The sequence below is a fragment of the Kluyvera genomosp. 3 genome (assembly GCF_011765685.1).
Lineage (GTDB): Bacteria > Pseudomonadota > Gammaproteobacteria > Enterobacterales > Enterobacteriaceae > Kluyvera > Kluyvera georgiana_A.
This window is the reverse complement of record NZ_CP050321.1, coordinates 911,706-924,848: the sequence shown is the minus strand read 5'-3', so window position 1 is coordinate 924,848 and position 13,143 is coordinate 911,706. Positions and strand designations below refer to the sequence as shown.

The following is a 13,143-nucleotide window of genomic DNA, read 5'->3' as shown; positions in this document are numbered from 1 at the left end:
CTGCGCCGGACGGTTTATCTCTTTATTTGCCATAACTGCGAACATCGCTCGGCAAGCGCTTGTGCCGGGTCGAAGGTAAGATGACGGAACGGGGCATTGACCGCCTCAAACGCAACGGGTACTTCAGTACAGGCCAGCACCAGTTTTTGTGCCCCGCGCGCAAACAGCGCGTTTGCCTGCAGTGACAGCCACTCCCCCCCTTCCTTTAGCGCACCGCGTTTAACCGCGTAGCAGCCAGGCACAAACCACTGCGTCAGTTCCTCTTCCGTTGGCACAACCACTTCGATGTCCTGCTGCGCCAGGCGGTTCTGATACCAGCCCGCTTCCAGCGTGCCTTTGGTGGCAATCACCCCTACCCGCCGTGGCTTTGGCGCTGACAGTGACAGCGCATCCAACGTGGCATCAACGATATGCAGAATCGGCGCCTCACTCGCTTCACTGAGCGCATCGTACCAGTGGTGCGCGGTGTTGCAGGGAATGGCGATATGGCTTGCGCCCGCCTGATTCAGCTTTTCAATACCGTAGAGTAACTGTGGCAGAGGCGACGGTCCGGTGCCCGCCAGCGCTTTCTGGCGATCGACAATTTGCGGTACGTTCCAGACCACCGAAGGGATTTGCTGCTGATCGCTTTGCGCAGGGGTGGCATCCAGCAAGCGGCGCTGAAAATCCAGCGTCGCCAGCGGCCCCATGCCGCCCAGCACGCCAAGCAAAAAAGGCTTAGCCATGCTCTAACACCTGGCGATAACCAAACAAACCTGCCGCGCCGCCGGTGTGGATAAACACGACGTTTTCATCTGAGCGGAAATGGCCTTTACGAATAAGATCGATTAGCCCGGCCATGCCTTTTGCGGAGTAGACCGGGTCAAGCAAGATGCCTTCATGACGGGCAAGCAGCGTTAACGCTTCGAGGGTCCCTTCCGTCGGCAAACCGTACCCGTCGCCGACATAGTCGCTATTCGCGACCACCGCATGCCGCGACAGTTCTCCCCGCACACCAAGCAGCTCCCGCGTCCGTGAGGCCAGATTCCAGACATTCTCTTCCTGCTGCGCTTTTGGCGCGCGCACGCTAATACCCAGTACCGGAATATGACTGTTAGTGGCCGTAAAACCCGCCACCAGCCCGGCCTGCGTACCGGTACTGCCCGTGGCGTGAACCACATGATCGATACGCAGACGACGTTCAGATGACTGATACAACAGCTCTTCCGCGCAGGCCACATAGCCCAGCGCACCAATCGGATTCGAGCCGCCGCCGGGAATGATATACGGCGTATGCCCCTGCTCGCGCAGCGTCCCGGCGTATTCTTCCATCGCCCGCTGCATATTTGTGCCAGCCGGCAGATGAGCGACGATGTCGCCACCCAGCAGATTATCCAGCAGCACGTTACCTGAACGCTGATAATCTTCGCCAAAATCGGTCACGCGTTTTTCCAGCAGCGCCTTTGCTTTTAGCCCCAGACGCGCAGCACCTGCAATGGTCTGGCGCACATGGTTCGACTGTGTCGCCCCTTGGGTAATGATCACATCGGCTTTTTTCTCCAGCGCATCCGCCAGCAGGAATTCCAGTTTACGGGTTTTATTTCCCCCCATTGCCAGACCGGTGGCGTCGTCACGTTTAATCCATATTTTAGGTCCGCCTAATAATTGACTTAAATTATTTAGCGGCTCCAGTGGCGTGGGGAAATGACCAAGTGAAATGCGTGGGAACCGGGCCAGATGCATAAATGCTCCTTGCTAATAAAAATCGCTTTATAAAAGTGAAATTCACTATACACATCTGCAAGATGGGACCAATCAACAATAATAAATAACGATTACTGAAAAACGGATAAGCTGAGAAATAGCGAACAGCTTGCGCAGAGATATTCTTTTGTGGAATAGCTTACGGTGAAAAAGAATATTGTTTGCGGGATGAGCGCGCAACACAAGGGAAAAAAACATCTCGATTGTTAATGGCGAATACGATATCCGCCCCCGGATATCGTTTTGCCTGCCTGCAGATCCATCCCGTTAAGCTGAAACGTTGGCTACAGCCAGTCATCCCGCCACCCCGGACAATTTTTTACCACTGCGCTTGATCTTTTGTATCGTAAGATATAGCCTTTAACTATCTTAAGATACAGTCTTACGATACAAAAAGAGATTCACGTACGCTATAAAAGGAGTACCCTATGTTTTTTGATCGATTCCATCGCCACGCCTGTGGTCACCATGAACACGGCCTCCATGGCCATGGCCATCATCATCACCACGATCCTCGTATGGCAATGTTCAACCCGTTCGATGACGAAGATGAGACATGCTTCCATATGGCTGGACGCCATCACGGCGGGCCCTTCGGCGCTGGACGCGGCGGCCGGGGTGACTTCTTTGGCAACGGTGGACGCCCGACGTTCTTACGCGGGCGTAAGTTCAGCGCCGATGAACTGCAATTATTGCTGTTGGCCCTCCTGGAGGAGAATGCCAGCTACGGTTATGAGCTGATCAAACGGCTGGACGAAAAAAGCGCCGGGTTCTACAAACCGAGCCCGGGGGTCGTTTACCCGGCACTGACCTGGCTTGAGGATGTCGGCTATGTCACCGTCACTCAGGAAGGTACCCGCAAGCGCTATGCGCTGGCGGCAGAGGGCACGGCATGGCTGGCAGAAAACAGAGCTATGGCTGACGCTATCATGGCGCGGCTGGACCACTTCGCTCAGCAGATGAACACCATGACTGAGGCGATGCGCGAAGCCCCTACCGATTTTGATCCTGCATTACGCGACGCCGTGGCCGAGCTGCGCCACCAGATTCACGCCCGCCATCAGAGCGACCCGGAGGTACAGCGCCAGATGGTGACTGTGCTACAAACCGCCATTGAAGCACTCAAAAAACTCCCTCTTTAACCACTGACCGCTTCAGTGCCTGCGGTGCATTACCTGCACCCAGGCGCTGGGGAAACGCGTCGTCATAGAGATAGCCTCACGTTGCTGATGAAGGCATGAGGAATATGGTGGTGTATTCAACAAGAAGACATCCCATACTATTCTTTCCGACAATAACGCTACCGTTCAGGCCGGCAAACAATATGGATATTGTGGCGGGCACCAACACAGACACCTACTGGCCTATAAAGAAACCCAAAAAAGTGGTCTGATGGGCACGGGGGTCTTGGTTTTACCATTGGCAGCAGCAAAAACACCCATGCCTTACGTGAAAAAGGGCACCCAAAGCCAGAGCTTCAGCACCGTGGGCTCGACGGGCGGTAGCGTGGCGATTTCTGCCGGGAACCAGCTTCACCTTCGGCAGCATGACAGGCTCCGGTTACATCGCCGCCTCCCGCGACAAGATGAAGAGCCGCTTTGACTCAGTCGCAGAACAAACCGGGATCTTTGCTGGTGATGGCGGCTTCGATATCACCGTCGGCAACCATACTCAGCTTGATGGTGCGGTTATTGCTTCCACTGCCACGGCAGATAAAAACAGTCTGGATACCGGGCCCCTGGGCTTCAGCGATATCCACAATCAAGCGGATTTCAAAACCCAGCACTCGGGCATCAACCTGAGCGGTGGCGGTGAATTTGGCGGTGACCAGTTCAAGGGCAACATGCCGGGCGGGATGATTTCTGCAGCGGGCAAAAATGGGCATGCAGAAGGAACCACGCAGGCGGCGGTGGCTGACGGTACCATCACCATCCGGGACAAGAAAAATCAGCAGCAGGACGTGGCGAACCTGAGCCGTGATACGGAACATGCCAATGACAGTATCAGCCCGATTTTTGACAAGGAGAAAGAACAGAACCGTCTGCAGGCTATCGGGCTTATCAGTGAAATTGGCGGCCAGGCGGCGGATATCGCGAGGACGCAAGGTGAGCTGAATGCGATTAAAAACGCCAAAGATCGCATGAGCACGGCTGAATCTACAGAATTCGATGCAGCGAGAGCGCAGTGGCAAAAAGAAAATCCGGATAAAACAGCCACAGCAGAAGATATCAGTAATCAGCTTTACCAGAACTACTACAATGAAGCGTTTGCCGCGACGGGTATGGGAACCGGTGGCACGATGCAGAGGGGTATCCAGGCAGCGACAGCGGCGCTGACAGCGCTGGCCGGTAGCGGCAACCTGACCGGTGCTCTGGCTGGCGCATCCGCCCCGGAACTGGCGCGCCTGGTGAAGGAAACGACGGAGAGTAATCCTGCAGTCAACGCCGTGGCGCACGCCGTTCTGGGCGGTGTGGTTGCTGCTTTGCAGGGTAACAGCGCGGCATCAGGCGCTGTGGGCGCTGCAACAGGCGAGCTGATTGCACGCGCTATTGCGGATATTTATTACCCTGGCGTGAAAATGTCAGACCTGACGGAGTCGCAAAAGCAGACCATCAGCTCACTGGCGAGTGTATCGGCGGGAATTGCGGGGGGATTGCCGGAGACAGTACATCGGCGGCGGCAACGGGGGCGAGTGCCGGGAAGAATGCGGTTGAGAATAATTATCTTAGCACAAACCAGTCTCTGACCTTCGATAAAGAATTGTCTGATTGTCGGAAATCTGGAGGTAACTGCCAGGACATTATTGATAAATGGAAAAAAATCAGTGATGAGCAAAGCCAGCAACTGGATAAGACCCTGAAAGATAACCCGGCTTCCGCGCTTGCCTGGGATAAGGAATTGGCCGAAGGTGGTCTGGATATGGCGAGTCGTCCGGCCTGGATGAATAATATTCCGGGAGCCGGGGGAATGAGCGATGAACAGGCCCGGGCGTATGTTCAGCAGTGGAACAGTCAGGATCTGAGTAAGATAGACGCCAGTACACCAGGCTGGATGCAGTTTGCGGCATTTGTTTCAGACCCGGAAAATCAGGCGGCGCTGGGTTCGCTTGGGCTCTTAACGAAAGAGCTTGCGACTGCTGCCGTCTCCTTTATGGGTCGTAATACGGCGACAGCAACGGTCAGCGCCGCAGATATTGGTCTGAAGTGGGGCCAGGGGAATATGAAGCAGGGCATGCCGTGGGTGGATTATGTTGGAACATCTTTGCCTGCGGATGCCCGCTTACCTCCAAGATTCAAAACCTTTGATTACTATGACGGGGCGACAAAAACGGCGGTGAGTGCGAAATCGTTGGATACTCAAACATTGTCCAGACTTAACAAGCCAAATCAGCTTTATACCAAGGTTAAAGGAGATATTGATGCTGCAGCTAAATTTGAGACATATACTCTTTCGAAGACTCCCCTTGATTCTTCAATGATTTCTAATAGAGAAATCCAACTTGCAGTTCCGGCCAATACTACTAAAACACAATGGACAGAGACAAATAGGGCTATTGAGTACGGTAAAAGTCAGGGTGTAACCGTTAAAGTGACTCAGGTGAAATAATGAAATTTAATAAAGAACAGGATTATTGGGCAACTTGTTATTGTACCAAAGAGTTTTTATTAATTGAAACTCAATCAGGACTAGGAAGAACTAGTGCAGATCCACTATTCCCTCCCCATTTACTACTACCTGAAGCTGACGACGAATGTACCGGTGAAACTATATTACAGGCTTTATCCAATAGCCGGACACTGAATAAGTTAGAGGATCGTGTTGCTTTTTTTGACCTTGAGAAAGGTAAGGAGAAGTATGCGGCCTGGATAGCCATGCTGATGGATAAATACGGTTATAAAACCAAACGCGCTTTATTCAAGGATATGAAACATTGCATTATTCATTGTGTTAATGGTGTCATTACCATATCACCAACACGTCATGAAAAATTAGAAGGCTGGGGTAGAACTAAAGGTGATGGTATTGAAGATGTCGTTCTTCCGGCCGACAGTTCCCTAGCAGAGATTGGTGCAGGTCTGCGGTTAGCCCTCAGTCGTTGCAAAGATTAATTTGAAATGTCGGCTGAACTGCTTTGCCCTTTTCACTTCCATACAAAATGTGTTTTAGGAGTGCCGCCATAATGTTGTGTGTGCTTCCGGCAATCTTACATTGATGCTCACAAGTGCCGATTGTGCTGACGTTTTTCCAGTGTGCAGGGACTAGCGGTCAACAGTGTCTGGTCGTGGTGTGCTGAGTCAGTCCCGGTGGCAGGGAACTGGCCGGACGCCAGAGCAGATCGCACACCATCGGTACATTGTGGCGGGGTATGCCACATCTGCTCAGGGCGTCAGGTCACTGTTCTGGTGATCTTCGCCGGGGCGGTAGCGTGCTAGGGCGAAAAACGCTTAACAGCGCAAAAAGTTGCCACTCCGGAAGTATAGCAGGGAAAATCGGTTGTAACTCACGGAAAGAACAGGGTAAAACCGGGTTCATCGCAGCAACCTGTACCGGAAAGAGTTGTTGTTGAGAATAACTATCTCAGTGCAAACCAAGCTCTGACCTTTGATAAAGAGCTGTCGGACTGCCGGAAATCAGGTGGTGATTGTCAGGCTGTGATCGATAAATGGAAACAGGTCAGCGATAAGCAAAGCGCGGAAAGCGATAAGAAGCTGAAAGACGATCCGGTTGGAGCACAGGTCTGGGATAAAGAAGTTGCTCAGGGTGGTTCTGATATGGCAAGTCGTCCAAGCTGGCTTGGTGGCATGGGCGCGGAAGTGATGACCAGTGACGAAGCCAAAGCCTATGTCCAGCAATGGAATAGTCAGGATCTTGCGAACATTGATGTAAACAGCCCGACCTGGACGAAGTTTGCGGTATTTGCCTCAGATCCGAAAAATCAGGCTATGTTAGTTTCGGGCGGGTTACTGGCAAAGGATTTAGTACAACTAGCACAAGCTACCATAACCAACTTATCCCAAGGCGGTGCTCCATTTGCAATAAAAAGTATGCAAGTTGGATTACGTAATCCACAACAGGTGGATCAACTCAAAAACGATATGTTGAGTGGCAATTATAAGTTTACAGCACCTGAGGGGCGTATTGCCGGATATGTTGATAGTAAGGGAAATTATTATATATCTGAAGGTAATCACCGGATGGTTGCAGCTCAGGAAATATATAAGAAAACAGGAGATGCTTCGTACATAGAAAAGCTTATACAAAATGGCTCATGGACTCAGACTAAAAATGCTCCGGCTGGAGCCTCTTCTATGCCGACAAGAAAGTGATAAATAATCATAAGGATGGTTACATGTATAAAAATGAAATATACGTGAAAATGTTAGGGCTTGCACTGCCTTATATAAGAAACCTACAGAGACCGGAAAATAAAGAAAAAAGCTTGAATTTATCTTGCTATCTCGAAGCTGAACTTGTTCATAATTTGACTGTTACTATCTTGGATAAGAACTTTACAGAGCACGATATATGGTTTTTAAATAACCAAGCAAAATATTATGTTAAAAAATGCAATGAGAATATATCACCAAATTATAACCAACATCTTATTTATATAAAAGAGTTATTTAATATAGTTCCTGGCGATTTGAAGTCTCAATTAACGTGGGGTGGTCCGTAATATAAGAAATTCCAACTCCCTCGGTTGCGGTTGAGAATAATCACCTGAGCCAGCAACAACAAAAAAGTCGTAGCGAAGAACTTGCGGCCTGTGGTGCTGACAACGGCTGCAAAGCTGGCATTCGCGAAAACTATGCCAAAGAATATGACAAGGTTCAGGAGCGGATAAATACCTGTTCAACGGCTGAGGAGTGTGTGGCTGTTGCGAAGGAAATGAAGCAATGGCAGGCTGAAAGCAGCGCCAGAAGTGATGAACTGGCAGCCAAAGCCCGAAATGAAGGCATGGACTCGCTGACTCCGGCAGAGAAACAGGAATGGGTTAATCTGCGTGGAGCACAATCAAACTTTGATGGTTCGATTAATACGCTGATTTATCGTGCGCAAATGTTTGGTGGTTCAGAAGAAACCACGACTGAGTTGGCGAATATTTTTGGTCATGCGGCAATAGCTAATGCCGCGGGTGCTGCTGCTGGAATTAGTAAGGCTGGGAAAGGTAGTGCATTACCTGTGCCAACGGCTACGAAAACCCAAAATGGGCTTAGTTATCAATCGAATCCAAAACATACGCCAGGACAGGCAGGATATAACCGTAATGCAGGCACTGAGCCAAGTAACTCTATGAACTTATTCGAAAGTTCGATAGTTTCTGGTAACAAAAGGTACGCTATTGACAGCGAGGGAAATATTCACCAATTCACTAATACTAATGATGGTACATGGCATTGGTCAGGAAGTACTGGCGATGCTAGCGTCCCTATCAGAAAGAGTGATATACCTAATAGTGTACGTAAATAGTTTGGCTTGCCTGGGAAATGGAGGTAATTATGATTTTTGGAGATCCATATCGTTTTGCCATTTGGGTTGATCCTGTACCTGAATGGAGTGAGTCATTTTTAAACGGCTTTGTATATATTTTTATAAAAGGAAAAATGTTCCCAGATGACATTAGGACGTCTACGTTATCGGTTGATGTTTTTGAGATTATTGATGAGTCTAGCCCGTTGGTATCATTTCCGGTCAATGAAGACATCTTCAATCTAAAAGCGGATGTGGCATTTTCCTCATTGATGTCTTTGGCATATCCAGAATCATCAAGTGAAGATGAATATCCAGATCAAAAATTTGATTTCTGCATTAACATACCAAATGTTAATGCATCTGGTATGCAGCTATTTGCAGTATCCAATGGCATTGATATAAAAATTCTAGGTGCAAAAACAGAGCAGCTTGTTGAAAATTTAGCGACTGGTAAAAATGAATGGGAAGAAATTGATGATGTCTTGGCTGAAAGTGTTGTTATTCCCAATGTTGAAATTGATAATATCTTGAGCTCATTAAAAGAGTACATCCTTCCAAAGCTAAAAAGATAGAATAGTAAAATGATCCCGGCCATTGCGCCGGGATCTTATTTTTAGCCGTCAGCCCTCAACCGGCTCGATCACCAGCCGTCCCTGTTCCACGCTGACAATAATCGGCGTGTCGGTGCTGAATCCCGCCTCTTCCTGCCAGTTGCCGTTCAGGCGCAAGCCAGGGCTGATGGGATAACAAGTGGTTATGCGGAGGCATGCTCTTTAATAGCACCGGGAAAATGGAAAACGGGGAGCAAAACCACGTATCGGGGCACTGGTGCCTTTCCATCAAAATACAGTGGGGAAAGAACTTCTAACTGCTGAGTGTGTTGGAAAAACTCTGCATAGGCTGCTGAATCCTCGTCGGAAAGAGTTGTTGTTGAGAATAACTCGCTCAGCTTGGACCTGACCGGTGCTCTGGCTGGCGCATCCGCCCCGGAACTGGCGCGTCTGGTGAAGGAAACGACGGAGAGTAATCCTGCAGTTAACGCCGTGGCGCACGCCGTTCTGGGCGGTGTGGTTGCTGCTTTGCAGGGTAACAGCGCGGCATCAGGCGCTGTGGGCGCTGCAACAGGCGAGCTGGTTGCGCGCGCTATTGCGGATATTTATTACCCTGGCGTGAAAATGTCAGACCTGACGGAGTTGCAAAAGCAGACCATCAGCTCACTGGCGAGTGTATCGGCGGGAATTGCGGGGGGGATTGCCGGAGACAGTACATCGGCGGCGGCAACGGGGGCGAGTGCCGGGAAGAATGCGGTTGAGAATAACTTTTTGAGTCAGGGAAGCCCACAGAAATACACCGATAAGTATAAAGAATGTAATGGAAATGCTGGCTGTGAACAGGGTATCCGTAAGGATATGGCGCAGGAGTCAGCAGAGAACATCCAGAAGCTGAAATCATGCTGGGATGCCGGTGATGCCGCTTGTGTTGCAGAGATGCGCTCGAAAATAGAACTCGATGATAAAGCGTATACTGAGCTACGCCAGCAGGACAACATGGCCGGGCGTGCTTATGAAGACTCGGCAAAATGGTATGCTGATATTATTGATCAGTGTGCTGGTAAGTGTGATTGGTTAGAAGCTTCATTGCTGAAAACCGGTGCCGATGGACTAGGTAACCTAGTTTATGGCGCGTTGGGTTCGGGGAGCCTGCCGAAACCGGGACAAACAGCAAGCGTGAACGAGATTAAGGTTGCCAGTGAAATTAGTAAGGATATAGCATCTGTTGGGAAGCAGACAGACATTGGATTCGCGGCAAAGCAAACTAAGAAAAGTGCAGGGCAAATAGTTATTAAAAATATAAATCAATCTGAGGCAATTGAAAATTTATCTGCCAATGGTTATATAAAATCAGTTTCGAAAGATGGTTCGGTTACGGTTATGACAAAAGGCGAGAAGGTATATAGGTTCTATCCATCTTCAACTGGAGGTGGGATCGCTGGTGCTGAATCAGGGGTACCGTCCGCCTCTGTATCAGTAAATGGTAAAATCATTTCTAAATTACGTTTCCCTGGAGAGTGATGTCGTGGCTATCAAACATGATAATGCAATGACTCTGCTTAAAGATGTTGTAAGGCTCGGAACTAATCTTCCTGCTCACGTTTTTCACAAAAAATTTGAAAGATATTTATTTTTTGATAATGATATCTGCACATCAGACGATTTGATTAGTGTGACTAAACTAGTCATTGGTGGAACTTTAGGGTATGACTTAATTGCTAGCGTTTTCTCTAGTTCAGATTTCAGATATTTAGGCGATCTACATATGAATGAGGATTGGATCGCTAAAATAGTTTCCTTAACCACTGAAATGAATGACTTTGGTGATTATGGAGGTCTAATTATTTTAGATCAGAAAAAACAATGGGCGCTATTCCAGAAAACCCCTGTTGATGAGGGTGTATTGGGGGTCAATGGCAATAAAAAACTTGAGACCATAAATGACTTGATTTATGAGAACTTTGTTGATTGTGAGAAATTTAAAGAATGGCTTGAGGAAAGGACATCACATGATGTTGAATTAGTCGAATCCATGGGGAGAGATTATTTAATAAGTATGGTAGAGAACTATAAAGAAGCATAGTTTACGTATTTCATACTGCTCGACTATTATCGTAGAATCCCAACTGAGGGAATGGCAGGGGTGAAAAGCCCATCTGGGGAAAAAGTTGCTGTTATGGAGGTACAACAGGGAAAACGGGGGTAACTAACGGAAAATACAGGTAAAAAACAGGTTCATCGCAGTGTTCTACACCGGTTCGAGTTGTTGTTGAGAATAACTGGCTGAGCAAGAAAGACAAAATTAACATCTTTGATATCAATCCAATGCTGAAAATCGGGATTGAGGATGTCGATGGAGAGTTACTGAAAGGCGGCGGTGGAATTGCTAAAAATGATAAAGCCAGCCTCACTGCGAAAGATAGTCCTATTTCATCAGCAAACAAACCAATTAACGGGCAAGGTATGTCTGCAGCAGCAAGAGTCTGGGAAAAGCATGCTGGCAGAGAGGGTGAAATGTTTGAACCTTTAAAAGGAAATGTGGCTCAAAGAATGAATCTGCGATTTAGTGAACTTCAGAAGAGTTTGGAGCGGGCGAAGGGAATCGAACCCTCGTATAGAGCTTGGGAAGCTCTCGTTCTACCATTGAACTACGCCCGCAAAGGTGTGCGAGAAGCATTATAAACCTTACTCCTCGCCTGGCAAGCACTCTGGGTGCTAAGTGACGATAAAATAACCGGTTAGCACTTCGGTTTACTGCCCTGCGGCGGTAAATAGCGCAGTGGATCGATAGCCGTTGCCCGGTAACGAATCTGGAAATGCAGCCGCACCGAATCCGCATCCGAACTGCCCATGGTGGCTATCTGCTGGCCAATCTTCACGCTCTGCCCGTTGTTGACCAGCAGTTTATCGTTGTGAGCATAAGCGGTAATGTAATCTTCGTTATGTTTAATCATCACCAGATTACCGTAACCGCGCAGCTGGTTGCCGACGTAAACCACCTTGCCTGCCCCGGCTGCGTACACCGGCTGTCCACGGCTGCCCGCGATATCGATCCCTTTGTTGCCACCCTCTGAGGTTGAATACTTCATCACCACTTTACCGCTGGCGGGCCAGCGCCAGCAGCGTTGCCCTACCGGCGGCCATGATGACTGCGGTACCGCAGAAGACGGCACCACTTTTGCTGTTTTGCTGGTTGTCGATTTTTTCGTACTGGATGAGGACGCGCCGCTCACCTTCAGCTTTTGTCCAACTTCGATAGTATACGGCGGAGAAATCCCGTTCATCCGCGCCAAATCTCGCACGCTGGTGCCCGTCATACGCGAAATTCGCGACAACGTATCACCACGCTTCACGGTGTAAACCGAACCGCTATAGCTGCCTTCTGATGAGTTACCCGCACAGCCAGACAGCGCCAGACCAATCGTCAGGCACATTAACAGTCGTCGTAGGGAAGAGATTTGGCTTCCTGCTCGCAAAACGAATCCTCAGGTCAAAAGCGTTCGAAGAATCTATGATAGCAGGGTAGCACGAGATGCTAAACCATCAGGGCTGTGGATTGGCATGAGAATGCGGCGCACAGAGAACATGAGCCATCCCGGTGGCTAAAAGGAGGCAGGGCTTGTTTTGGTAATGCCTTTTTCCCACTTATGGGCTACGCTGGTTGCCTGAGTATATGGCCCGGTGGGTTTATGCCGGGTCATCTTTCATTTTCAGGAGTTGCCATGGCAGGGGAACACGTCATTTTGCTCGATGAGCACGATCAACCGTGCGGATTACTGGATAAGTATGCCGCGCACACTCTCTCTACCCCGCTGCATCTCGCCTTCTCTTGTTGGTTATTTAACGATCGCGGCCAGTTTCTGGTCACCCGCCGCTCTCTCAGTAAAGTGGCCTGGCCCGGCGTATGGACTAACTCAGTCTGCGGGCATCCACAGCAGGGCGAGACCTTCGAACAGGCGATTGCCCGCCGCTGTCGCTTTGAGCTAGGTGTCGAAATCAGCCACATTACCCCGGTCGCGCCCGACTTCCGCTATCGCGCCGTAGCGCCTAACGGTATCGTCGAAAACGAAGTATGTCCGGTGTATGCGGCTCGCATCACCAGCGCCGTACAGCCGAATGCCGACGAGGTCATTGAGTACCAGTGGTGCGAACTCGACGACGCGCTGCATGCGCTCGCGCTGACGCCGTGGGCGTTTAGCCCGTGGATGGTGATGGAGGCGGCAGACGCGAAGGCGCGTCAGGCGTTGATCGATTTCGCCCACATCTAGCCCCAATCGCAGACATAAAAAAACCCGGCCATGTGAACTGACCCCATAATGTTGGACGGTTTATACTAAGCGGTTATAAGGGCCTGAGTTCGGTATTCCACTGGACT

General features: G+C 49.6%; 12 protein-coding genes, 1 tRNA gene and 3 pseudogenes. 11 read left to right on the top strand and 5 right to left on the bottom strand.

Going from position 1 to position 13,143, the window contains the following annotated elements; genetic code table 11:
- Positions 1 to 14: 14 nt before the first annotated feature.
- Both GY169_RS04410 and GY169_RS04405 read right to left on the bottom strand, forming a co-directional pair.
- Positions 15 to 725, bottom strand: coding sequence for an aspartate/glutamate racemase family protein (locus tag GY169_RS04410; RefSeq protein WP_167575074.1), 711 nt, complete (start codon positions 723 to 725; stop codon positions 15 to 17).
- Complete coding sequence (locus GY169_RS04405) at positions 718 to 1,722, bottom strand: D-cysteine desulfhydrase (protein ID WP_167575073.1); 1,005 nt, start codon at positions 1,720 to 1,722, stop codon at positions 718 to 720. The genes GY169_RS04410 and GY169_RS04405 overlap by 8 nt, the downstream gene beginning before the upstream one ends.
- Before the next feature lie 449 nt (positions 1,723 to 2,171).
- On the opposite strand from GY169_RS04405, the gene GY169_RS04400 reads away from it, so the two are divergent.
- The 8 genes and pseudogenes from GY169_RS04400 to GY169_RS04370 all read left to right on the top strand — a co-directional run bounded on the left by GY169_RS04400 (position 2,172) and on the right by GY169_RS04370 (position 8,789).
- Positions 2,172 to 2,885, top strand: a complete 714-nt coding sequence (locus GY169_RS04400; protein ID WP_223882142.1) for a PadR family transcriptional regulator — start codon at positions 2,172 to 2,174, stop codon at positions 2,883 to 2,885.
- Positions 2,886 to 3,265: 380 nt separating this feature from the next.
- Positions 3,266 to 4,471 (top strand): annotated as a pseudogene (locus GY169_RS23380) (VENN motif pre-toxin domain-containing protein); the annotation flags it as partial.
- 32 nt (positions 4,472 to 4,503) lie between these two features.
- Positions 4,504 to 5,349, top strand: coding sequence for a hypothetical protein (locus GY169_RS23375; RefSeq protein ID WP_223882185.1), 846 nt, complete (start codon positions 4,504 to 4,506; stop codon positions 5,347 to 5,349).
- Positions 5,349 to 5,852: a contact-dependent growth inhibition system immunity protein gene (locus GY169_RS04390; protein WP_167575072.1), complete on the top strand. Its 504-nt coding sequence runs from the start codon at positions 5,349 to 5,351 to the stop codon at positions 5,850 to 5,852. The genes GY169_RS23375 and GY169_RS04390 overlap by 1 nt, the downstream gene beginning before the upstream one ends.
- A 453-nt stretch (positions 5,853 to 6,305) precedes the next feature.
- Positions 6,306 to 7,070: pseudogene (locus GY169_RS04385) on the top strand (adhesin); the annotation flags it as partial.
- Positions 7,071 to 7,093: 23 nt separating this feature from the next.
- On the top strand, positions 7,094 to 7,420 hold the full coding sequence (locus GY169_RS04380) for a zinc ABC transporter substrate-binding protein (RefSeq protein WP_167575071.1): 327 nt from the start codon (positions 7,094 to 7,096) through the stop codon (positions 7,418 to 7,420).
- Between the two features lie 194 nt (positions 7,421 to 7,614).
- Positions 7,615 to 8,214: a hypothetical protein gene (locus GY169_RS04375; protein ID WP_167575070.1), complete on the top strand. Its 600-nt coding sequence runs from the start codon at positions 7,615 to 7,617 to the stop codon at positions 8,212 to 8,214.
- A gap of 29 nt (positions 8,215 to 8,243) precedes the next feature.
- Positions 8,244 to 8,789: an immunity 42 family protein gene (locus tag GY169_RS04370; protein ID WP_167575069.1), complete on the top strand. Its 546-nt coding sequence runs from the start codon at positions 8,244 to 8,246 to the stop codon at positions 8,787 to 8,789.
- 48 nt (positions 8,790 to 8,837) lie between these two features.
- On the opposite strand, the gene GY169_RS04365 is transcribed toward GY169_RS04370, so the two are convergent.
- On the bottom strand, positions 8,838 to 8,945 hold the full coding sequence (locus GY169_RS04365) for a SymE family type I addiction module toxin (protein WP_223803881.1): 108 nt from the start codon (positions 8,943 to 8,945) through the stop codon (positions 8,838 to 8,840).
- 225 nt (positions 8,946 to 9,170) lie between these two features.
- On the opposite strand from GY169_RS04365, the pseudogene GY169_RS23585 reads away from it, so the two are divergent.
- Together GY169_RS23585 and GY169_RS04355 are read left to right on the top strand one after the other, a co-directional pair.
- Positions 9,171 to 9,546: pseudogene (locus tag GY169_RS23585) on the top strand (VENN motif pre-toxin domain-containing protein); the annotation flags it as partial.
- Between the two features lie 747 nt (positions 9,547 to 10,293).
- A complete protein-coding gene (locus GY169_RS04355) occupies positions 10,294 to 10,851 on the top strand; it encodes a hypothetical protein (RefSeq protein ID WP_167575067.1) in 558 nt (185 codons plus the stop codon).
- 501 nt (positions 10,852 to 11,352) lie between these two features.
- On the opposite strand, the gene GY169_RS04350 is transcribed toward GY169_RS04355, so the two are convergent.
- Both GY169_RS04350 and actS read right to left on the bottom strand, forming a co-directional pair.
- Positions 11,353 to 11,426, bottom strand: a tRNA-Gly gene (locus GY169_RS04350).
- A gap of 80 nt (positions 11,427 to 11,506) precedes the next feature.
- Complete coding sequence (actS, locus tag GY169_RS04345; RefSeq protein ID WP_163446089.1) at positions 11,507 to 12,202, bottom strand: amidase activator ActS; 696 nt, start codon at positions 12,200 to 12,202, stop codon at positions 11,507 to 11,509.
- Positions 12,203 to 12,490: 288 nt separating this feature from the next.
- Between actS and idi the strand changes: the two genes are divergently transcribed.
- Positions 12,491 to 13,036 carry an isopentenyl-diphosphate Delta-isomerase gene (gene idi, locus GY169_RS04340; RefSeq protein WP_167575066.1) on the top strand — a complete coding sequence of 182 codons (546 nt, stop codon included), beginning with the start codon at positions 12,491 to 12,493 and terminating at the stop codon, positions 13,034 to 13,036.
- Positions 13,037 to 13,143: the final 107 nt, after the last annotated feature.